This window comes from Delftia sp. DLF01 (assembly GCF_014852125.1).
Classification (GTDB): Bacteria; Pseudomonadota; Gammaproteobacteria; order Burkholderiales; family Burkholderiaceae_C; genus Comamonas; species Comamonas acidovorans.
On sequence record NZ_JACVAZ010000004.1, the window covers coordinates 172,405 to 192,566 of the forward strand.

The following is a 20,162-nucleotide window of genomic DNA, read 5'->3' on the forward strand; positions in this document are numbered from 1 at the left end:
CGCGGCCTTCGTATCGAACTCAATCAGGTTGTGAACATGAGCATGCGTCTGAACAATCGACGTGGCCTGCCGCTGGCGGCCCTGGTGCTGGCCGCCCTGGCCGCCCTTGCAGCGGGCTGCGGCCGCAACGAGGCTCCGGCCGCAGCGGGTGACGCGCTGCCCGTGGTGCAGGCCGTCACCGTGCAGCCCGCGCCGCTGGCCCTGTCCAGCGAGCTGCCGGGCCGTATCGAGCCCGTGCGCGTGGCCGAGGTGCGTGCGCGGGTGGCCGGCATCGTGCTGCGCCGCCATTTCGAGGAAGGCGTCGACGTCCGGGCCGGCCAGGTGCTGTTCCAGATCGACCCGGCGCCCCTGCGCGCCGCCCTGTCCCGCGCCCAGGGCCAGCTGGCCAGCGCCGAGGCGGCCCTGCTCGAAGCGCGTGCCGTGGTTGGCCGCAACGCGCCGCTGGTGGCGCAGGAGGCGGTCAGCCGCCAGGACTTCGAGGCCATGCAGGCCCGCCTGCAGGCGGCCCAGGCCGCGCGGCAGTCCGCCCAGGCCGAGGTGCAGGCGGCCGCCTTGAACCTGGAATACGCCACGGTCAGGGCGCCGATCGCGGGCCGCATCGGCCGTGCACTGGTCACCGAGGGCGCCCTGGTGGGCCAGGGCGAGGCCACGCCCATGGCGCTGGTCCAGCAGCTCGACCCGGTCTATGCCGACTTCCAGCAGCCCGTGGCCGAAGCCCAGCGCCTGCGCGCGGCCCTGGCCGAGGGCCGCCTGGCACAGACGGCGGGCAAGGACGGCACGCCGGTCTCCCTGAAGGTGGACGGCACGGGCCTGCAGCGCACGGGGCGGCTGATGTTCTCGGATGTGACGGTGGACCGCGGCACGGGCCAGATGGCGCTGCGCGGGCGCTTCGACAACCGCGACGGCATGCTGCTGCCCGGCATGTATGTGCGCGTGACCGTGGGCCAGGGCGTGGACCCTGCCGCCATCCTGGTGCCGCAGCGGGCCGTGCAGCGCAGCACCGACGGGCAGGCCCACGTGCTGGTGGTGGACGGCCAGGACACGCTGCAGATGCGCCCCGTGCAGACCGCGGCCATGCATGGCGCGCAGTGGCAGATCAGCGCAGGCCTCAAGGGCGGCGAGCGCGTGGTGGTGGGCCGCATGGCGGGCCTGCAGCCCGGGGCGCGGGTTCAGGTCACGGCCCTTTCCGATGCCGCGGCCTCCCCTACGGCGGGGCTGTCCGGCACCTTCAGCGCCTCCGGCAGCTCCGCCACGTCCAGCGACTGAGCCGGCGCCTGCCCAAGGAATAGACCATGTCCAAGTTCTTCATCAACCGCCCCAACTTCGCCTGGGTGGTGGCCATCTTCATCATGCTCGCCGGGCTGCTGGCCATACCGGCGCTGCCCGTCTCCCAGTTTCCCAACGTGGCGCCGCCGCAGATCTCGATCACCGCCAACTATCCGGGCGCCTCCGCCACCACGGTGATGGAGTCGGTGACCAGCGTCATCGAGGAGGAGCTCAACGGCACCAAGGGGCTGCTGTACTTCGACTCCTCCAGCGGCTCCACGGGCCTGGCCGAGATCACGGCCACCTTTGCCCCGGGCACCGAGCCCGCGCTGGCCCAGGTGGAGGTGCAAAACCGCATCAAGAAGGCCGAGGCGCGCCTGCCCGCGTCCGTGATGCAGATGGGCCTGCAGGTCGAGCAGGCCAGCGCCAACTTCCTGATGATCTACTCGCTGACCTACAAGGACGGCAGCGGCAGCGGCAGCAACAGCGAGGTGGCCCTGTCCGACTACGCCGTGCGCAACATCAACAACGAGATCCGCCGGGTGCCCGGCGTGGGCAAGGTGCAGTTCTTCGCGGCCGATGTGGCCATGCGCGTGTGGGTCGATCCGAACAAGCTGCTGGGCTACGGCCTGTCGGTGGCGGACGTGAACGCGGCCATCGCCGCCCAGAACGCGCAGGTGCCGGCCGGCAGCTTTGGCGCCTCGCCCGCAGGGCCTGGCCAGGAGCTGAGCGCCACCATTGCCGTCAAGGGCACGCTGGCCTCGCCCGAGGAGTTCGGCCAGATCGTGCTGCGTGCCAGGGCCGATGGCTCGGCCGTGCGCCTGGCCGATGTGGCGCGGCTGGAGGTCGGCCAGCTGGACTACAGCTTTTCCTCGCGCGAGGACGGCCGCCAGGGCGTGGCCGCCGCCGTGCAGCTGGCGCCCGGCGCCAACGCCATGCAGACCGCCAAGGCCGTCAAGGCGCGCCTGGCCGAGCTGTCGCAGAACTTCCCTGCCGGCATCCAGTACGCCGTGCCCTATGACACCTCGCGCTTCGTGGAAGTGGCCATCGGCAAGGTCATCCATACCCTGGTGGAGGCCGTAGCGCTGGTGTTCCTGGTGATGTGGCTGTTCCTGCAGAACCTGCGCTACACGCTGATTCCCACCATCGTCGTGCCCGTCTGCCTGGCCGGCACCCTGGGCGTGATGTATGTGCTGGGCTTTTCGGTGAACATGATGACCATGTTCGGCATGGTGCTGGCCATCGGCATCCTGGTGGACGACGCCATCGTGGTGGTGGAGAACGTGGAGCGCCTCATGGCCGAGGAGGGGCTGTCTCCGCTGGCCGCCACGGTCAAGGCCATGCAGCAGGTCTCGGGCGCCATCGTCGGCATCACCCTGGTGCTGGTGGCGGTGTTCCTGCCGCTGGCCTTCATGAGCGGATCGGTGGGCGTGATCTACCGGCAGTTCTCGCTGTCGCTGGCCGTGTCCATCCTGTTCTCGGGCCTGCTGGCGCTGACCTTCACGCCGGCGCTGTGCGCCACGCTGCTCAAGCCCGTTGCCAAGGGCCACCACGCCGAGCGCAAGGGCTTCTTCGGCTGGTTCAACCGCCGCTTCGCGACGCTGACCGAGCGCTTCGACCTGCTCAACCAGCGGCTGGTGCGCCGCGCCGGGCGCTGCATGCTGGTGTATGCCGCCATCGTGGCCGGGCTGGGCGTGGCGTACACGCGCATGCCCGAATCCTTCGTGCCCTACGAGGACATGGGCTACTACATCGTCGGCGTGCAGCTGCCGCCGGGCGCCACCACGGAGCGCACCAAGGCCATGGTCAAGGACATGGAGGACTACATCCAGGGCCGCCCCGCCACGGCCCAGGCGGAGTTCCTGATGGGCTACAGCTTCTCGGGCATGGGGCAGAACGCGGCCCTGGCCTTCGTCACGCTCAAGGACTGGTCGGTGCGCGGCGCCGGGCAGGCGTCTTGGGACGAGGTGCAGGCCTTCAACCAGCGCTTTGCCCGCCTGTCCGACGGCACCGTCATGGCCGTGGACCCGCCGCCCATCGACGGCCTGGGCAACTCCGGCGGCTTTGCGCTGCGCCTGCAGGACCGCGCCAACCTGGGCCGCGAGGCGCTGATCGCCGCGCGCGACCAGCTGCTGGCCAAGGCCAATGCCTCGCCCATCATTGCCTACGCCATGATGGAAAACCTGGAGGATGCGCCCCAGCTGCGGCTGGACATCGACCGGCGCAAGGCGCAGGCCCAGGGCGTGGATTTCAGCGCCATCAACACGGCCCTGTCCACGGCCTACGGCTCGGCCGTGATCAACGAGTTTCCCAACGCGGGCCGCCTGCAGCGCGTGGTGGTGCAGGCCGATTCCCAGGCCCGCGCGCGGCCCGAGGACATCCTGCGCCTGCACGTGCCCAACGCCGGCGGGCAGCAGGTGCCGCTGTCGGCCTTTGCCACGGTGCGCTGGGAAAGCGGGCCGGTGCAGATCTCGCGCTACAACGGCTATCCGGCCTTCCGCATCTCGGGCGATGCCAGGCCCGGCCACACCACGGGCGAGGCCATGGCCGAGCTGGAACGCATCATGGCCGAGATGCCGCGCGGCATCGGCTACGAGTGGACGGCCCTGTCCTTCCAGGAGAAAGCCGCCGGTGCCCAGGCGCCCAAGCTGTTCGCGCTGGCCATCGTGGTGGTGTTCCTCCTGCTGGTGGCCCTGTACGAGAGCTGGAGCATTCCCGCCGCCGTGATGCTGATCGTGCCCATAGGCGCGCTGGGATCGGTGCTGGCCACCTCGGCCGTGGGCCTGTCCAACGACGTGTACTTCAAGGTGGGCCTGATCACCATCATCGGCCTGGCGGCCAAGAACGCCATCCTGATCGTGGAGTTCGCCAAGGACCTGCATGCGCAGGGGCACAGCCTGGCCCAGGCCGCGCTGCAGGCGGCGCGGCTGCGCTTTCGGCCCATCGTCATGACCTCGCTGGCCTTCATCCTGGGCGTGGTGCCGCTGGCGCTGGCCTCGGGCGCGGGCGCCTCCAGCCAGGCCGCCATCGGCTTCGGCGTGATCGGCGGCATGCTGTCGGCCACGCTGCTGGGGGTGGTCTTCGTTCCCGTCTTCTTCGTCTGGGTGCTGTCCCTGTTCCGGCGCAAGGCGCCGGCCGGCACCCCGCCTGCCCTGCAGGCCCCGGCAACCTCCACAGAGTAAGCGCCATGTCCATGCACTTCTTCCCACGCGCCCTGTGTGCGCTGGCCGCCAGCCTGGTGCTGGCGGGCTGCTCCCTCGTCCCGGTCCACCAGCGTCCGCAGGCGCCCATTCCCACGCACTGGCCGCAACAGGATGCCGCGCCCGTGCTGTCCTCGTCGGCGGCCACGCTGGACTGGAACAGCTTCATCGCCGACCGCCAGCTGCGCCAGCTGGTGGACCTGGCCCAGGCCCACAACCGCGACCTGCGCCAGACCCTGCTCAACGTGGAGGCGGCACGCGCCCTGTACCAGGTGCAGCGCGCCGACCGGCTGCCGGGCGTGGGCCTGCAGGGCGGCGGCACGCGCCAGCGCCTGCCGGGCGACATGAATGCCACGGGCCAGCCGCAGGTGCAGAGCAACTGGCAGGCCGGGCTGGGGCTGGCCGCCTTCGAGCTGGACCTGTTCGGCCGCGTGCGCAACCTGTCCGAAGCCGCCCTGGGCGAGTACCTGGCCACCGAAGAGGCCGCGCGCGCCGCCCGCATCAGCCTGGGCGCCGAAGTGGTGCAGGCCTACCTGTCCCGCGACGGGGCCCTGCGCCGGCTGCAACTGGCGCAGCGCACGCTGCAAAGCCGTGAATCCTCGCTGCGCCTGACCGCGCAGCGGCGCAATGCGGGCACGGCCACCGCCCTGGATCACCAGGACGCCCTGGGCCTGGCCGCCCAGGCCCGCGCCGACGTGGAGCGCAGCGAACGCGAACTGCGCCAGGCCGGCAACGCCCTGCTGCTGCTGACGGGCGTGGAAGATCTGGGGCCGTACCTGTCCGCACAGTCCGCACAGTCCGCACGGTCCGCAAAGTCGCCCGACGTACCCATGCTGCTGCAGGATTTGTCGGCCGGCACGCCTTCCGAACTGCTCATCCACCGCCCGGACATCCAGGCGGCCGAGCACCGGCTGCGCGCGCGCAGCGCGGACATTGGTGCGGCGCGCGCGGCCTTCTTCCCGCGCATCTCGCTCACCGGCTTCCTGGGATCGTCCAGCGCCGATCTGTCCGACCTGTTCCGCTCGGGCCAGCGCGCCTGGTCGTTCACTCCCCAGGTCACGCTGCCCCTCTTCGACGGGGGGCGCAACCGCGCCAACCTCGACCTGGCCGTGCTGCGCAAGGACATGGCCGTGGCAGCCTACGAGCAGGCCATCCAGACCGCCTTCCGCGAAGTGGCCGACGCCCTGGCCGCCACCGACACGCTGCGCCGCGAGGAAGCCGCGCGCCTGGCGCTGCGCGACAGCAGCCGCGAAAGCCTGCGGCTGGCGCAGGCCCGTTACCAGGCGGGGGTGGACGACCATCTGCGCTACCTGGACGCACAGCGCAGCGCCTTCGCCAATGAAAGCGCCTACATCGATACCGTGACCCAGCGGCAGCTGGCGCTGGCCCAGCTGTTCCGCGTGCTCGGCGGCAGCTGGACTGCGCCGCCGCCACCACCACCATCACAGTCCCAGCCTGTGGCGGCCGTCCAGCAGCCCTGAGCACCGAGCAGCCCTGAGCCCCGGCTACGCCGCCTCCACCCGCGCGTTGTAGGCCGCCAGGGTCCGCTGCCAGGCGGGCCGGGCCAGGCACCTGTCGCGGTAGGCCACCACGGCGGGGCAGGGCGCGGTCAGCGTGCTGTCCGGGATGCAGGCGAGCACATGCGCCATCAGGATGTCGGCCACCGTGAATTCGTCGGTGGCAATGAAGCGGCGCCCGTCCAGCCAGCGCTCCAGGTTGCCCAGCATGCGATGCGCCCAGCCCACCAGGAATTCGCGGTGCTTGCCGCAGCTGCCATCGGCCGTCCAGTCCAGCACCATCAGGCTGAGCAGCGGCGGCTCCGCCGTGTTCATGGCTGCAAAGCACCAGCGCAGCACCTGGGCCTCGCCGGTTGCATCGGAGGGCATCAGCCGGCCGCACTTCCTGGCCAGATGCAGCACGATGGCGGCCGACTCCGAAATCACCTGCCCGTCATCGTCCAGCGCAGGAATCTGCTCGAAGGGACTGAGCCGGCGGTAGGCCTCGGTGTTCAGGTCGTGCGCGGGATGGTCCATGCCCGCGATCTCGAAGGGCAGTTGCATCTCTTCGAGTGCCCACAGCACGCGCAGATCGCGCGTGCGGCCGCGCGCGCCGGCATTGACCCTGGAAAAACCATAGAGCTTGAGCATGGTGGCGTTCTCCGCAGTGGTGATCCTGCCGGCCATGCTACTCGTGGCTGCCGAGGTGTGGGCATCACCTGGCGTCCGGTTCACGGCAGCCCGTTCACAGCGCCCCGAACACCTCGGGCAGGGCCGCATCGCGCGGCATGCCGCCATAGCTCTTGGTGCCGCCCTGGCTGTCGATCACCACGATGCCCGGCGTGCCACGGAAGCCCAGGGACATCATCAGCTTGCGGTGGGCCTCCAGCGTCTTGCGCACGTCGGGGCTGACGCTGAAGGCGGGCGCTATGCCGCCCTGGGCGGACTTCTTCTCGTGCTCCATCAGCGCGGCCGCGCGGTCCGGGGCCTGCAGGATGGCGGCGGCCTTGGCCGGGCTGTCGTCCCGGATCACGCCGACCAGGATGTGGCGCAGCTGCACCTTGCCTGCGTCCACCCAGGGACGCGCGGCCTCCCAGAACTTGTGGCAGTACTTGCAGTTGGGGTCGGTGAAGGTATAGATCACGCGCGGCGCATCGGCCTTGCCGTCGGGTACCCAGGTGGAGGTCTCCAGCTGCGCCTGCACGGTGTCGCCCGCCGGCTTGGCGGCCTGGGCCTTGGCCTGGGGGGCCTGGGCCGTGGCAGGGCCTTCTGCGGCCGTGGCCCATCCCGCCGCCAGAAAGAGGCTGGCAGCCATGCCTGCAAAAAGGACGGTGCGTTGAAGATGCATGGGAACTCCTTGAAACGGTTGAATGAATGAGGGTGCGGCGCTGCGCGACAAGCGTGCAACGCCTGGTGCTGTGGCAACAGCGGCGGACGGTGTGAGTCGGAGTGCATCCGCCGCGTTCCATCGTTATAGGAAATCGCTTGCGCCATCTGGCCCCATCTGGCCCTTCACAGGGATACGCGCTCATCCTGAACGCGCAAGACCGGCTTCAGCAACACGGCATCCAGGCCACTGTCTTCAAACCAGCAGCCGTCCTGCGCAACCACTTCATGCGGCCCGCGCAGTTGAGGTCCCTTTGCATGCAGGCGAACCCGGGCGGTATGACCGGTGGCCCAGGGCATGTCCTGGCCGAAGGGAACGATCAGCAGGGCTCGCGGGGACAGGTGCCCGGCTTGCAGGCTGCCTGGCGCAGGCGCGAGCCCCTGAAGGGATTGGCGCGCCTGGACCTCCACCCCAACCACCCATGCCCAAAGAATGCTGGGCGCGCTCCTGGCCCGGACATGCAGCTGCAGCAGCGCGCTGCCGCCGTTCTCAAGCGCGTGGGTACAGACCTGCACGCTGGCCGGCGCAGCGCTCCAGCCCGGCAGCCATTGCTGCAGGACATGCGCCATCTGGCGGGCATCCGGCTGCGCAGGCAGGCCGGGCGGCAGTTGCATGGACCGCCATGGCCGCTGCGCCAGAACGGCGGCGCACCGCTGCGCACACCACCAGGCGCCATGGGGATCGGCCTGCGCACAGGCGTCGGAGACCATGGGCAGCCGCGCCCAGCGCACCCTGCCCGTGGAGCCGCGCGCCTGGTAGTACCAGAACGAGTGGAAGCGCAGGCCGGGGATGAAACGGTGGAACAGGGTTTTGCTGGCTGCATTTCTCATGGGAAAAATTTAGCATAGCTATCGAAAAATGAAAAGCATTGCTAATTGTTTCGATTATTAGCATCGCTACATGAAAGTTTGGACCACCGAGCAAGAGGCGGCGAACCTGAAGCGCCTGCTCTCTACCGTGAAAAGCAAGGCCGAGTTCGCAGAGAAGGCAGGCATTCCTGGCGGCTCCTCCATGGTCTCCCAGCACCAAAGCGGCAACCGGCCCATCAGCCTGGAGGCGGGCATTGCGTATGCCAAGGGCTTGAAGGTTTCGCTTTTCGAAATCAGTCCCAGGCTGGTGAAGATGGTTTCCGATTTGCCGGCCCTGCTTCCAGATGGGGACACGCCCGGCACCAATCTGCCCGAGTTTCCCAAAGGATTGCGCCAATATCCCGTTCTCTCGCATGCCCAGGCTGCAGCCCTGGCAGATGACGGCGCATTCCCCGATCCCGCTGAAAGCCTGGACATCGAATTCGGCAAGGACAACGCATCGCCCGGTGCGTTTTTTCTTGCGCTGGAGGGCGATGCCATGTCGCCCGAATTGCGCGAGGGCGACCGTGTGCAGATCGATCCGCAGGCCAGCCCCCGGCCCGGCGACCATGTGCTGGCCAGGAATGGCAAGCGGCAGGTGCTGCTCAGAAAGTACCGCGTGCGCGGTGTGGGAGAGGATGGCATCGAGGTCTTTGATCTGGTACCGCTCAACGAAGACCATGCCGTGCTGCGCAGCGACAGGAACCGACTGGTTCTGCTGGGCACGGTGATCGAACACCGGCGCCGGCTGCGGGGAAGCTGACGACCGAGCTGTTTCGATAGACCGCCGCGCGGCCCCGGCGCCCCGCCTCCGTGCTCAAGGCGCAGCGGCAATCTCGGTCTGGCCATCGGGCCCGGCCACCAGAGTGACGGGCAGGATCTGGGCCAGCATGCGTGCGAACTCGGCGGGGCGGCTGGTCTGGTAGCTGCCGCCAATGCGCAGGGCCGCCACGGCCGGGTCGTGCACCACCAGGCCGGTCGGCCCGTAGCGCTCCAGCTCGGCCAGGGCGTCGGCCAGGGGCGTGTTCTCGAAGCGGATCAGTCCCTTGCGCCACAGCGCAATGCTGCCGGGCGCCACAGCCGACACCGGACCGAGCACGCCTGCAGGCGACACGCTCAGGGCCTGGCCAGCGACCAGGGCGGCGGGCGCGGCGCCAGCGGCTGCAGTGCCTTGCGCACTGGCCACGCGCACATGGCCTTCCTGCACGGCCACCTGGGCGCTGCCCGCCTCCATGCCCGTGGCGCGATAGCGCACGGAAAACCGCGTGCCGCCCACGGTGACGCGCGCCGGGCCGGCCAGCACATGAAAGGGCCTGTCGCTGTCGGGCGCCACGGCAAACAGGATCTGCCCTTGCGTGATGCGCACCTCGCGCCGGTCGCGGTACAGAGTTACCTGCGCCTGGGTATCGGCATCCAGGGACAGTGCGGTGCCATCCGGCAAGGTGATGGTCCTGGCCTGGCCGCGTGGGGTCAGGTGGCTGCTGGTGAAGGTGGGCTGCTGCTGCCACTGGTGCCAGCCCACGCCCACGGCCAGGGCCACCGTGCAGCACAGGGCCGCCAGGGCAGGGCGCGGCAGCAGGCGGGACCAGCTCCAGCCTTGGCGCTCTTCGGAGGACGGGCGCTGCGGGGCCGGTTCCGGGTGTGCGTGAGGCGCCGACTGCGAGCGCCGGCGTGCCTGCTCCGCGCGCAGGCGCGCCACCTGTTCGGGGGGAGTGGACCGCGCTGCCGCCAGGCTCTGGCCCAGGTGGCGCAAGGCGGCCTCGTGCGCCGTGCTGGCTGCCAGCCATTCAGTGAATTCGGCTTCTTCCTCGGCGGTCAGGCCTTGCTCCATGCGCGTGTGCCAGTCGGCCGCAGCGAGGTCGATGGGGTTTTGCCCGCGGAAGAACTCTTCCAGTTCGCGCACCTGCGCAGCCTTGTCCAGGGGAGCGGTGCAGGAGCGGTAGCGGCGCATGCGTGCGGATTCCCGGCCTCAGAAGCTGGTCCAGTCCTGCGATTCGGCAGACGGTTTGGCCGCAGCGAGGCGTACAGGTCGTGCAGGGCGCGCACCGGCTGAGGGTTGTGCCGGCGCAGGCCTGGCCGGGGCCAGCGCAGATGCCGTGGCCGCGCGGGTGGGCACGGACGCCGGCAGCGGCGCCTGCAAACGCGGCTGCTGTGCCGCGCCGTCCTGGTCGCCCAGGCGGAAGATGGCCACGGCCTGCACCAGGCGCTGGGCCTGGGACTTGAGGCTGGAGGCCGCCGCCGCGCTTTCCTCCACCAGGGCGGCGTTTTGCTGCGTGACCTGGTCCATCTGGCTCATGGCCTGCCCGACCTGGGCCACGCCGGCGCTTTGCTCGTCGCTGGCATTGCTGATCTCGCCCATGAGGTCGGTCACGCGCTGTATGGATTGCAGCACCTCGGCCATGGTGGCGCCGGCCTGGTCGGCCAGCTCCGCGCCCTGGCTGACGCGCGTGGCGCTGTCAGTGATGAGCTGCTTGATCTCGCGGGCGGCCTGCGCGCTGCGCTGGGCCAGGGTGCGCACTTCGGCGGCCACCACGGCAAAGCCCTTGCCCTGCTCGCCGGCACGCGCGGCCTCGACGGCGGCGTTCAGGGCCAGGATGTTGGTCTGGAAGGCGATGGAGTCGATCACGCCCACGATGTCGCCGATCTGGCGCGAGCTGGCATGGATGTCCTGCATGGCGCCCACTACTTCCTGCACCACGGCGCCGCCCTTGACCGCCACCTGGCTGGCGCCGCGCGCGAGCTGGTTGACCTGGCGTGCGTTGTCCGCGTTCTGCTGCACGGTGGAAGACAGCTCGTCCATGGAGGCTGCGGTTTCCTGCAGCGCGCTGGCCTGCTGCTCGGTGCGGCGGCTCAGGTCGGCATTGCCCTTGGCGATCTGCTCGCTGGCCACGGCCACGCTGTCGGCGTTGTTGCGCACATCGCTGACCACGCTGGCCAGGCTCTGGTGCATGGCGTTGAGCGAGGCCTGCACGCTGCCGGCGGGCGCTTCGCTGCGCACCAGTCCGGGGTCGAGGTTGCCGTCGGCGATCTGGCGGGCGACTTCACCGAGCTGGGCAGGCTCGGCCCCCAGCGCGCGTGTCAGGCCGCGCGCGATCAGCCGGCCCATGAGCAGGGCCAGCACGAAGGCGACCGCGCTCACGCCGATCTGCATGTTGCGTTGCTGCACATAGGACTGCGTGGCCTGCTCCACCATGACCTGGGCGTGCTGGCGCGTGAGCTGGCTGTACTCGTCGGTGGCCGCGATCAGCTGGGCCAGCAGCGGCCGGCACTCGCTGTTCATCTTGGCAATGGCCTCGTCCCTTTGCTGGCGCAGCGCCAGCGAAACGATGTCCAGCGCCACCGGGCCGTATCGCTGCTCTATCTGGTCGATGCGGGCGACCAGGGCGCGAGCCTCCTCGCCCACCCCGGGCGCGGCCACCAGGGCCTTGAGCTGGTCCAGGTGGGACTTGACCGCGGCATGGGCGGCGTACACGGCCGTTTTTTCCATGTCCAGATCGGCTGGCGTGTTCACCAGCACCAGGTTGCGCGCCGCGATGGCGCGGCTGTCCACAGCCGCGCGCACCTGTTCGGCCAGATGGGCGCGGGCGTTCACGCCGTCGACGAACTGCGTCAGGTTGCGGTCGGAACCGTCCAGCGCATGAAGGGCAGATACGGAAACCAGTGCGACCAGTAAAGCCAGGGCGGTAAAGGCGGCGTAGAGCTTGGTCTTGACGGTCCAGGTGCGGAGATTCATGGCGCTTTCCAGGTAGGTGGTGCAAGTATCAGTTTCTATCAAAAATAAATGATCAATTTGATAAAACCCTAAGGGTGAATTGTTAAATTTCAACTTGAATTGACAAATTCAGGCTAGATGGGTGTTAGGCGTTACCAGCCCGCTTCCCAGGCGGGCTGGATCAAGAAAGTCCGCATTTCATGAACGCATGCGGGTCTTGCACCTGGGATGCCGGGTGCGCCGGCGCTACAGTCGGGGCCCCTACCCCATGCATACCCCTCCCCACATCCAAGGCTGGTGCCCCGGCGCCTGGCAGCCCATGGCCTCCGGCGATGGGCTGGTGCTGCGCGTGCGCCCGCCGCTGGGCCGCCTGACGGCAGCGCAGGCGCGGCGTCTGGCGCGCCTGGCCTGCGTGCATGGCAACGGCGCGCTGGAGCTGTCCAGCCGCGCCAATGTGCAGTTGCGCGGCATTGCGCCCGGGCGGCACGCCGCCGTGCTGCGCGCCCTGGCGGCCGTGGGCCTGCTGGACGCCGACGCGGGCCGCGAGCGCCGCCGCAATCTGGTGATCGACCCGCTGTGCCGGCCGCAGGAGTCGGTCCATGCGCTGGGCCAGGCCCTGCAGCAGGCACTGGATGCGGCCGACGACCTGGCGGGCCTGCCGGCCAAGTTCGGCTGGTCGGTGGAAGGCGCGCCGGGCCGGCTGGCCGGCGTGTCCGCCGATATCCGCCTGCAGCGCACAGCCACCGGCTGGCTGGTGCAGCCTGACGGGCGCAACCACGCGCTGGCCGTGGCCGACGCGGACCAGGCCGTGGCCGCAGGCCTGGCGCTGGCCCGCTGGTTTGCCGGTCAGGCCTCCCTTCGCCGCGCCCAGGGCTTGCGGCCCGGACGCATGGCCGCGGTGGCGGCGCAACTGCAGCCGCCCCCCGGACTGGACTGGGTGGAGACAGAAACCCCGGCCCACGGTGAAGGACCGGCGCCCGGTGCCGTGCCCGGCGTGGGCTGGCTGCTGGGCGCGCCGCTGGGCCGCTTGCCGGCCGTGGCGCTGGCGCGGCTGGTGCGCGCCTTGCCTGAGCAGGCCTTTTTGCGTGTGACGCCCTGGCGCATGCTGCTGGTGGAAGACGCCGGAGCCGGCGCGGCGCTGCCCCGCTGGTGGGCGGCTGCAGGGCTGGACAACGCCGCTGACTGGATCACCCACGCCCATGACCCGCGCCTGCGCGTATCCGCCTGTACCGGCGCGCCGGGCTGCACCCAGGCCCTGGGTCCCACGCAGACGTTGGCGCTGGAGCTGGCGCCGCAGGTGCCCCATGGCGCGCACCTGCATGTGACCGGATGCGCCAAGGGCTGCGCGCGGCAGGCGCCGGCCACGGTGGTGCTGCGGGCAGAAGGTGAAGACGAGGGCGAAGGCCCTGTCTATTCCGTAGTGCGCCACGGCCGTGCCGGGGATAGGGCGCAGGAGCAGCGGACCCTGGCCTCGGTGCGAGACAATCCGGGATTGCTGTTTTCAAAAGAATAATGCTGCACCGCTACGAAACCGATGGCGCCGAGATCTACCGGCAGTCCTTTGCCACCATCCGCCGCGAGGCGGCGCTGGAACGCTTCACGCCTGTCGAGGAACGCGTGGTGGTGCGCATGATCCACGCCGCTGGCCTGGTGGAGCTGGCCCCGCACGTGGCCTTCTCGCCCGGCATGGCCGAGGCCGCCGCACAGGCCCTGCAAAACGGCGCGCCCGTGCTATGCGACGTGCGCATGGTCAGCGAGGGCATCACGCGCTCGCGCCTGCCCGCCGCCAACCCCATCATCTGCACGCTGCAGGACGAGCGCGTGCCTGCGCTGGCCCGTGACATGGGCAACACGCGCAGCGCCGCTGCGCTGGAGCTGTGGCGCCCGCACCTGGCCGGGGCCGTGGTGGCTATCGGCAATGCGCCCACGGCCTTGTTCCACCTGCTCAACATGCTGCAGGACCCGGCCTGCCCCCGGCCGGCCGCCATCATCGGCTGCCCCGTGGGCTTTGTGGGCGCCATGGAATCCAAGCAGGCGCTGATGCAGGACCTGCCCGTTCCCTGCATGGCCGTGCATGGCCGCCTGGGCGGCTCGGCCATCACCGTGGCCGCCATCAACGCACTGGCCAGCCATGTCGAGTAGGCAGCCGCGTCCCAGCCAGGGCGGGCCCGGCATTGTCTGCGTGGGCCTGGGCCCGGGCGACCCCGAGCTCATGAGCGTCAAGGCCGACCGCCTGGTGCGCGGCGCCCGCCAGGTGGCTTTTTTCCGCAAGAAGGGCCGGCCCGGCAAGGCCCGCCAGCTGGTGGACGGCCTGCTGGCCCAAGGCGCCGCCGAGCACGCCATGGAGTACCCGGTGACCACCGAGCTGCCCGTGGACAGCCCCGCCTATGTGGACCTGCTGGCGCGCTTCTACGACGACTGGTGCCTGCGCCTGGAAGCGCTGGCGCAGACCGGGCAGGTGGTGGTGCTGTGCGAGGGCGACCCCTTCCTCTACGGCTCCTTCATGCATCTGTACACCCGGCTGCGCGAACGCGGCCAGGTGCCGCTGGACGTGGTGCCCGGCATCCCCGGCATGGTGGGCTGCTGGCACGCCACGGGCGAGCCCATCACCTGGGGCGACGACGTGCTCAGCGTGATGACCGGCACCCTGTCGGAAGACGAGCTGGTGCGCCGCATGCAGACGGCCGAGGCCCTGGTCGTCATGAAGGTCGGCCGCAACTTGCCGCGCATTCGCCGCGCCCTGCAGCGCACGGGCCGGCTTGACGCCGCCTGGCTGGTGCAGAACGGCACCACGGACAGCGAGCAGGTCGCGCGCCTGGGCGATGTGTCCGACGACGCCTGCCCCTATTTCGCCATCGTGCTCGTGCACGGCCAGGGCCGCCGGCCGGAGGCCGCATGGTGAGCGCCGGCCGCCTGACGGTGGTGGGGCTGGGCCCGGGCGCACTGGACCAGATCACGCCCGAAGCCGCAGCCGCCTTGCACGCGGCCGACGATGTGGTCGGCTACCTGCCCTATGTGTCCCGCGCGCAGGCCCTGCTGGCGCAGGCGGGTCAGGGCCAGGCCGTGGCCTGGCATGCCTCCGACAACCGCGTGGAGCTGGAGCGCGCGCGCCAGGCGCTGGCGCTGGCCGCGCACGGGCGGCAGGTGGTCGTCGTGTCCTCGGGCGACCCGGGCGTGTTCGCCATGGCGTCGGCCGTGTTCGAGGCCATGGAATCTGCCGATGCGGTGCAGGCTGCCGCCTGGCAGGCGCTCGATATCCAGGTGCTGCCCGGCATCACCGCCATGCTGGCCGCCGCCGCGCGGGCCGGTGCGCCGCTGGGCCATGACTTTTGCTGCATCAATCTCTCGGACAACCTCAAGCCCTGGCCGGTGATCGCGCGGCGCGTGGAACTGGCGGCCGAGGCCGACTTCGCCATGGCCTTCTACAACCCGCGCTCCAGGAGCCGGCCCGAAGGCTTTGTGCGCCTGCTGCAGCTGCTGCGCACCCGCTGCGAGCCGCAGCGCCTGCTGGTGTTCGCGCGCGCCGTGTCCACGCCCGAGGAACACTTGCACGTATGCACGCTGGCCGAGGCCACGCCCGAGATGGCCGACATGCGCACCGTGGTCCTGGTGGGCAACAGCGCCACGCGCCGCGTGGGCCGCTGGGTCTACACGCCACGCCACTACGGCATGGATGGCGGCGCGGGCGGTGCGGGCTGCGCCGTCGGCAGCACGCCATGAGCAATCCAGTGCAGCACCGCAGCCACCGACCCGGTGCGCTGGCGCTGCGGCAGCGCCGGGCGCTGCACCATCACCACGGGCAGGCCCAGGGCGCGTGCGGCATCGAGCTTGCCGCGCGTGGCCTCGCCGCCCGCGTTCTTGGCCACCAGCCATTCGATGCCGTGCGTGCGCAACAAGGCTTCATCGTCTTCCGCGCTGAAAGGACCGCGCCCCAGCACCACCGTGGTGTGGGGCAGGGGCAGGCTGCCGGGCTCGGGCGCATCGACCAGGCGCAGCAGATAGTGGTGCTGCGGCTGGCCCGCAAAGGCCGCAAGCTGCTTGCGGCCCACGGCCAGAAACACCCGGGCGGCTGCCTGGGGCAGGGCGGCAGCGGCGGCTTGCATGTCGGGCACGTCGATCCAGGCATCGCCGGCACTGGCCTGCCAGGGCTCGCGCTCCAGCGCCAGCAGCGGCGTGCCGGTGGCGGCGCAGGCCTCGCAGGCATTGCGGCTCATCTGCGCGGCAAACGGGTGGGTGGCATCGACCACATGGCTGATGGCCTGCCCGCGCAGGAACTGCGCCAGGCCCTGGGCACCGCCAAAGCCTCCCACGCGCGTGGGCAGGGGCTGGGCCACGGGCGACTGCGTGACGCCCGCATACGAGAACACGGCGGCAATGCCGGCGCGGTGCAGGGCCTGGGCCAGCTGGCTGGCGCCGCTGGTGCCGCCCAGCAGGAGAACATGGGGCATGACTGATCCCTGGTTGACATTGGTGGGCCTGAACGAAGACGGCCTGGACGGCCTCTCGCCCGCCGCGCTGCGCGCGCTGGACGCGGCCGAGACCGTTTTTGGCGGGCCGCGCCACCTGGCGCTGGCCGGTGCCGGCGAGCGGGGTCGCCCCTGGCCCGTGCCCTTTGACGTGGCGCCCGTGCTGGCCTGCCGTGGCCGGCCCACGGTGGTGCTGGCGTCGGGCGATCCGTTCTGGTTCGGGGCGGGCGGCAGCCTGGCGGCGCATCTGGCGCCGCAGGAGTGGCGCTGCCACGCCCAACCCTCGACATTTTCGCTGCTGGCGTCCCGCCTGGGCTGGAAGCTGGAAGACACGGTCTGCCTGGGCCTGCACGCCGGCCACGTGGAGCAGCTGCTGCCGCACCTGTCGCCAGGCCGCCAGTCGCTGGTGCTGCTGCGCGATGGCGCCGCCGTGGCCGCATTGGCGGACTGGCTGGTGCAGGAAGGCTGGGGCGACAGCCGCCTGGAGGTCATGGAATCCGTGGGCGGCCCGCGCGAGCGCCGCCGTGCATGGCGCGCCGCCGAAGCCGCCCAGGCCCTGGCCGCCGACCCTGCCTGCGCGCCCGTGGCCGTGGCCGTGCTCGCCCAGGGCGGCGCGGCCCTGCCGCTGGTGCCGGGCCGGCCCAACCACTGGTACGCCAACGACGGCCAGATCACCAAGGCCCCGGCCCGCGCGCTGACCCTGGCGGCTCTTGCGCCGCGCCACGGCGAATGCCTGTGGGATGTGGGCGGCGGCTCGGGCTCGGTGGCCGTGGAGTGGTGCCTGGCCGGTGGCTCTGCCATCAGCCTGGAGCAGCATGCGGCGCGTGCGGACAACATCCGGCTCAACGCCCGGCGCTTCGGACTGCAGGCGCGCCTGCGCGTGGTGCAGGGCGTGGCGCCCGAGGCGCTGGCCGGGCTGCAGGCGCTGGCCCGGCCCCAGGCCGTGTTCGTGGGCGGGGGCTTTGACGCCGAATTGTTCGAGCGCCTGCAGGCCCTCATGCCCGCAGGCTGCCGCCTGGTCGTCAACGCCGTGACGCTGGAGACCGAGGCCCTGCTGGTGCAGCTGCAGGCCGAGCACGGCGGCCAGCTGCTGCGGCTGGAGATTTCCAGCGCCGAGCCGCTGGGCCGCATGCGCAGCTGGAAGGCTGCGCGGCCCCTGGTGCAGTGGAGCTGGCAGCGGTGAACCCGGACGAAGCCATCCCCCACCGCTGCGGCGTGCTGGGCCTGGGCCTGCACACGGACGCACTGCCCCATGCGCTGCAGGCGCTGTGGCAGCGGGCGCAGGCGCAGCTGCCGGAAAGCGCAGACGCAAGCGCCTGCGCGCCCCAGCCCATCTGCGCCGTGGCCGTGCTGGACACCAAGGCCGGCCACCCGGCGCTGGCCGCCTGGATGGCGGCTGTCGTGCCCACGGCCGTTCTGGTGCGCGTGCCGCCAGGGCAACTGCCCGGGCAGCCCGTGGTCACGCAGTCGCCGCGCATGCTGGCGCGCTATGGCACGGGCAGCGTGGCCGAGGCGGCGGCGCTGGCCGCCGCAGGCCCGCACTCCGCCCTGAGCGTGACCCGCCTGGTGGCGGACGATGGCAGCGCCACCCTGGCCCTGGCCGTGGGCCAGGGCGGACCTCTGAACTGTTGCCTGGCCCACGCCAGCCAGGCCAAGAACCAAGGAGCAACGGCATGACCGTGCATTTCATCGGCGCCGGCCCCGGCGCCGCCGACCTGATCACCGTGCGCGGGCGCGACCTCATGGCGGCCTGCCCGGTCTGCCTGTACGCAGGCTCGCTGATACCGCGCGAGCTGCTGGCGCACTGCCCGCCGGGCGCGCGCATCGTCAACACCGCATCCATGAGCCTGGACGACATCGTGGCCGAGATCCAGGCCGCCGAGGCGCGTGGCGAAGACGTGGCGCGCCTGCACTCGGGCGACCTGTCCGTCTGGTCGGCCATGGGCGAGCAGCTGCGCCGCCTGCGCGAGGCCGGCATTGCCTACACCGTCACGCCCGGCGTGCCCTCGTTCGCGGCCGCCGCCGCCACGCTGGGCGCGGAGCTGACCCTGCCCGGCCTGTGCCAGTCCGTGGTGCTGACACGCACTTCGGGCCGCGCCACGGCCATGCCCGAGGGCGAGAACCTGGCCGCCTTCGCGGCCACGGGCGCCGTGCTGGCCATCCATCTGTCCATCCATGTGGCCGCCAAGGTGCAGTCCGAGCTGCTGCCGCACTACGGCGCCGACTGCCCCGTGGCCATCGTCTGGCGCGCCAGCTGGCCTGACGAAACCGTGGTGCGCACCACGGTGGGCAGCCTGACCGAGGCCGTGGCCACCCATATGGAGCGCACGGCACTGATCCTGGTGGGCCGCAGCCTGCAGGCCGAGGACTTCGGCGAAAGCCGCCTCTACGCGGCCGACTACGACCGCCGCTACCGCCCGCTGGGCACCGAGCCGCGCTTTCCCGCCACCGATGTGCATGCGAATGCCGCGCTGGATACCGCGAGGGATACCTTGAGGGACACCGTGAGCGACCTCGGGAGCGACATGCCCCTCGGGAACCCCGCCCCATGAGCGCGGCCCTGCCGCCCGTGGCGCTGAGCCTGATCGGCATAGGCACGGGCAACCCCGACCACCTCACGCGCGAAGCCCAGGCCGCCATGCAGGCCGCCGACCTGATCCTGCTGCCGCACAAGGGCGAGGACAAGGCCGAACTCGCCGCCCTGCGCCGCGACCTGTGCGATGCCGTGCTCACTGCGCCCGGCCCGCGCATCGAAGGCTTCGACATGCCCGTGCGCCGCAGCGTGGGCGACGACTACCTGGCCCAGGTCGATGAATGGCATGCGGCCATCACGCGCTGCTGGCAGGCGGCCATCACCCGGTCCCTGGACGAGGGGCTGCAGCCGCGCACCCCCGGCCAGCCCTTGCAGGTCGCCCTGCTGGTCTGGGGGGACCCGGCGCTGTACGACAGCACCCTGCGCATTGCCGCGCGCATGCAGCCGGCGCCGCACAGCGTGCGCGTGGTGGCGGGCATCAGCTCCATGCAGGTGCTGTGCGCCGCGCATGCGATTGCGCTCAACGGCATAGGCCAGCCCTTCGTGGTGACCACGGGCCGCCAGCTGCGCGAACAGGGCTGGCCACCGGGCGTGGACACGGCCGTGGTCATGCTGGACGGGCAATGCAGCTTCACCGAGCTGCCCTCCCATGGCCTGCACATCTGGTGGGGCGCCTACCTGGGCATGGACCGCCAGATGCTGGACAGCGGCCCGCTGGCCGAGGCCGCCCCCCGCATCGTGCAGGCCCGCGCCGCAGCGCGCGAGCGGCATGGCTGGATCATGGATATCTACCTGCTGCGGCGCGGGGACTGAGGCCGAGGCTGCTGCAAAGCCGGTCCCCAAGCTGCACACCCCCTTCATCAAGGAATCCCGCCATGCAGATGGACAACGTCCCCTTCAACACCACCGACTGGGCCGCCGTGGCGCCCACCGAGCATTCGGCCGAGGCCGGCCAGGCGTTCTGGCGCACGCAGAACTTCGGCAACATCCGCGTGCGCACGGTGGAGTACACGCCCGGCTATGTCTCCGACCACTGGTGCACCAAGGGCCATGTGCTGCTGTGTCTGGAAGGCGAGCTGGAGACCGAACTGGCGGACGGCCGCCGCTTCACGCTGACACCCGGCATGAGCTACCAGGTAGCGGACAACGCCGAGCCGCACCGCTCGCGCTCGCCCAAGGGCGCCAGGCTCTTCGTGGTGGACTGAGCCTGCAGGCACGATCAGCACGGCCACTGCAGCGCGCTGCCGTGGCGCA

Annotated in this window: 19 protein-coding genes; 13 read left to right on the forward strand and 6 right to left on the reverse strand. The window is 70.9% G+C overall.

Annotation, left to right across the window (positions count from 1 at the left end; genetic code table 11):
• Positions 1–36 precede the first annotated feature (36 nt).
• The 3 genes from IB269_RS21825 to IB269_RS21835 are packed head-to-tail and all read left to right on the forward strand — an operon-like array spanning position 37 to position 5,947.
• Positions 37–1,266 (forward strand): efflux RND transporter periplasmic adaptor subunit, encoded by a 1,230-nt coding sequence (locus IB269_RS21825; RefSeq protein WP_192368288.1) that lies wholly within the window; start codon positions 37–39, stop codon positions 1,264–1,266.
• Between the two features lie 26 nt (positions 1,267–1,292).
• Positions 1,293–4,448: a multidrug efflux RND transporter permease subunit gene (locus IB269_RS21830; RefSeq protein ID WP_192368289.1), complete on the forward strand. Its 3,156-nt coding sequence runs from the start codon at positions 1,293–1,295 to the stop codon at positions 4,446–4,448.
• 5 nt (positions 4,449–4,453) lie between these two features.
• Positions 4,454–5,947, forward strand: a complete 1,494-nt coding sequence (locus IB269_RS21835) for an efflux transporter outer membrane subunit (protein ID WP_192368290.1) — start codon at positions 4,454–4,456, stop codon at positions 5,945–5,947.
• Positions 5,948–5,971: 24 nt separating this feature from the next.
• Here the strand turns inward: IB269_RS21835 and IB269_RS21840 are convergent, their stop codons facing one another.
• The 3 genes from IB269_RS21840 to IB269_RS21850 all read right to left on the reverse strand — a co-directional run bounded on the left by IB269_RS21840 (position 5,972) and on the right by IB269_RS21850 (position 8,179).
• Positions 5,972–6,649, reverse strand: coding sequence for a glutathione S-transferase family protein (locus tag IB269_RS21840; protein WP_225614250.1), 678 nt, complete (start codon positions 6,647–6,649; stop codon positions 5,972–5,974).
• 58 nt (positions 6,650–6,707) lie between these two features.
• A complete protein-coding gene (gene dsbG, locus IB269_RS21845; RefSeq protein WP_016448401.1) occupies positions 6,708–7,310 on the reverse strand; it encodes a thiol:disulfide interchange protein DsbG in 603 nt (200 codons plus the stop codon).
• 164 nt (positions 7,311–7,474) lie between these two features.
• Positions 7,475–8,179, reverse strand: coding sequence for a hypothetical protein (locus IB269_RS21850; RefSeq protein WP_192368291.1), 705 nt, complete (start codon positions 8,177–8,179; stop codon positions 7,475–7,477).
• Positions 8,180–8,249: 70 nt separating this feature from the next.
• Between IB269_RS21850 and IB269_RS21855 the strand changes: the two genes are divergently transcribed.
• Positions 8,250–8,960 carry a LexA family protein gene (locus tag IB269_RS21855; protein ID WP_192368292.1) on the forward strand — a complete coding sequence of 237 codons (711 nt, stop codon included), beginning with the start codon at positions 8,250–8,252 and terminating at the stop codon, positions 8,958–8,960.
• 54 nt (positions 8,961–9,014) lie between these two features.
• On the opposite strand, the gene IB269_RS21860 is transcribed toward IB269_RS21855, so the two are convergent.
• The gene (locus IB269_RS21860; RefSeq protein ID WP_063328473.1) at positions 9,015–10,148 is read right to left on the reverse strand and encodes a FecR family protein; all 1,134 of its coding nucleotides are present in this window, start codon (positions 10,146–10,148) and stop codon (positions 9,015–9,017) included.
• A gap of 18 nt (positions 10,149–10,166) precedes the next feature.
• On the reverse strand, positions 10,167–11,930 hold the full coding sequence (locus IB269_RS21865) for a methyl-accepting chemotaxis protein (protein WP_192368293.1): 1,764 nt from the start codon (positions 11,928–11,930) through the stop codon (positions 10,167–10,169).
• 247 nt (positions 11,931–12,177) lie between these two features.
• On the opposite strand from IB269_RS21865, the gene cobG reads away from it, so the two are divergent.
• From cobG to cobJ, 4 genes are read left to right on the forward strand one after another with little or no spacing between them, the layout of a single operon-like run.
• Positions 12,178–13,422, forward strand: a complete 1,245-nt coding sequence (gene cobG, locus IB269_RS21870; RefSeq protein WP_192368294.1) for a precorrin-3B synthase — start codon at positions 12,178–12,180, stop codon at positions 13,420–13,422.
• Positions 13,422–14,051: a precorrin-8X methylmutase gene (locus IB269_RS21875; protein WP_013800507.1), complete on the forward strand. Its 630-nt coding sequence runs from the start codon at positions 13,422–13,424 to the stop codon at positions 14,049–14,051. Before cobG ends, IB269_RS21875 begins: the two co-directional genes overlap by 1 nt.
• Positions 14,041–14,811, forward strand: a complete 771-nt coding sequence (gene cobI, locus IB269_RS21880; protein ID WP_013800508.1) for a precorrin-2 C(20)-methyltransferase — start codon at positions 14,041–14,043, stop codon at positions 14,809–14,811. The genes IB269_RS21875 and cobI overlap by 11 nt, the downstream gene beginning before the upstream one ends.
• Positions 14,805–15,629: a precorrin-3B C(17)-methyltransferase gene (gene cobJ, locus IB269_RS21885; RefSeq protein WP_192368295.1), complete on the forward strand. Its 825-nt coding sequence runs from the start codon at positions 14,805–14,807 to the stop codon at positions 15,627–15,629. The genes cobI and cobJ overlap by 7 nt, the downstream gene beginning before the upstream one ends.
• Here cobJ and IB269_RS21890 read toward each other — a convergent pair.
• Positions 15,572–16,357: a cobalt-precorrin-6A reductase gene (locus IB269_RS21890; RefSeq protein ID WP_192368296.1), complete on the reverse strand. Its 786-nt coding sequence runs from the start codon at positions 16,355–16,357 to the stop codon at positions 15,572–15,574. The genes cobJ and IB269_RS21890 overlap by 58 nt on opposite strands.
• Between IB269_RS21890 and cbiE the strand changes: the two genes are divergently transcribed.
• The 5 genes from cbiE to IB269_RS21915 all read left to right on the forward strand — a co-directional run bounded on the left by cbiE (position 16,356) and on the right by IB269_RS21915 (position 20,113).
• A complete protein-coding gene (gene cbiE / locus IB269_RS21895) occupies positions 16,356–17,558 on the forward strand; it encodes a precorrin-6y C5,15-methyltransferase (decarboxylating) subunit CbiE (protein WP_192368297.1) in 1,203 nt (400 codons plus the stop codon). The genes IB269_RS21890 and cbiE overlap by 2 nt on opposite strands.
• Entirely contained in the window at positions 17,555–18,052 is a 498-nt protein-coding gene (locus tag IB269_RS21900; RefSeq protein ID WP_047219211.1) for a cobalamin biosynthesis protein, read from the forward strand. The genes cbiE and IB269_RS21900 overlap by 4 nt, the downstream gene beginning before the upstream one ends.
• Positions 18,049–18,927, forward strand: coding sequence for a precorrin-4 C(11)-methyltransferase (gene cobM, locus IB269_RS21905; RefSeq protein ID WP_192368298.1), 879 nt, complete (start codon positions 18,049–18,051; stop codon positions 18,925–18,927). The genes IB269_RS21900 and cobM overlap by 4 nt, the downstream gene beginning before the upstream one ends.
• Complete coding sequence (gene cobF / locus IB269_RS21910; protein WP_160854323.1) at positions 18,924–19,721, forward strand: precorrin-6A synthase (deacetylating); 798 nt, start codon at positions 18,924–18,926, stop codon at positions 19,719–19,721. The genes cobM and cobF overlap by 4 nt, the downstream gene beginning before the upstream one ends.
• Positions 19,722–19,783: 62 nt before the next feature.
• A complete protein-coding gene (locus IB269_RS21915; RefSeq protein ID WP_192368299.1) occupies positions 19,784–20,113 on the forward strand; it encodes a DHCW motif cupin fold protein in 330 nt (109 codons plus the stop codon).
• Positions 20,114–20,162: the final 49 nt, after the last annotated feature.

Coding starts and splice junctions, on each gene's coding strand:
- IB269_RS21825 (WP_192368288.1), top strand. CDS start 37: ATGAGCATGCGTCTGAACAATCGACGTGGCCTGCCGCTGGCGGCCCTG.
- IB269_RS21830 (WP_192368289.1), top strand. CDS start 1,293: ATGTCCAAGTTCTTCATCAACCGCCCCAACTTCGCCTGGGTGGTGGCC.
- IB269_RS21835 (WP_192368290.1), top strand. CDS start 4,454: ATGTCCATGCACTTCTTCCCACGCGCCCTGTGTGCGCTGGCCGCCAGC.
- IB269_RS21840 (WP_225614250.1), bottom strand. CDS start 6,649: ATGGCCGGCAGGATCACCACTGCGGAGAACGCCACCATGCTCAAGCTC.
- dsbG (WP_016448401.1), bottom strand. CDS start 7,310: ATGCATCTTCAACGCACCGTCCTTTTTGCAGGCATGGCTGCCAGCCTC.
- IB269_RS21850 (WP_192368291.1), bottom strand. CDS start 8,179: ATGAGAAATGCAGCCAGCAAAACCCTGTTCCACCGTTTCATCCCCGGC.
- IB269_RS21855 (WP_192368292.1), top strand. CDS start 8,250: ATGAAAGTTTGGACCACCGAGCAAGAGGCGGCGAACCTGAAGCGCCTG.
- IB269_RS21860 (WP_063328473.1), bottom strand. CDS start 10,148: ATGCGCCGCTACCGCTCCTGCACCGCTCCCCTGGACAAGGCTGCGCAG.
- IB269_RS21865 (WP_192368293.1), bottom strand. CDS start 11,930: ATGAATCTCCGCACCTGGACCGTCAAGACCAAGCTCTACGCCGCCTTT.
- cobG (WP_192368294.1), top strand. CDS start 12,178: ATGCATACCCCTCCCCACATCCAAGGCTGGTGCCCCGGCGCCTGGCAG.
- IB269_RS21875 (WP_013800507.1), top strand. CDS start 13,422: ATGCTGCACCGCTACGAAACCGATGGCGCCGAGATCTACCGGCAGTCC.
- cobI (WP_013800508.1), top strand. CDS start 14,041: ATGTCGAGTAGGCAGCCGCGTCCCAGCCAGGGCGGGCCCGGCATTGTC.
- cobJ (WP_192368295.1), top strand. CDS start 14,805: ATGGTGAGCGCCGGCCGCCTGACGGTGGTGGGGCTGGGCCCGGGCGCA.
- cbiE (WP_192368297.1), top strand. CDS start 16,356: ATGACTGATCCCTGGTTGACATTGGTGGGCCTGAACGAAGACGGCCTG.
- IB269_RS21890 (WP_192368296.1), bottom strand. CDS start 16,357: ATGCCCCATGTTCTCCTGCTGGGCGGCACCAGCGGCGCCAGCCAGCTG.
- cobM (WP_192368298.1), top strand. CDS start 18,049: ATGACCGTGCATTTCATCGGCGCCGGCCCCGGCGCCGCCGACCTGATC.
- cobF (WP_160854323.1), top strand. CDS start 18,924: ATGAGCGCGGCCCTGCCGCCCGTGGCGCTGAGCCTGATCGGCATAGGC.
- IB269_RS21915 (WP_192368299.1), top strand. CDS start 19,784: ATGCAGATGGACAACGTCCCCTTCAACACCACCGACTGGGCCGCCGTG.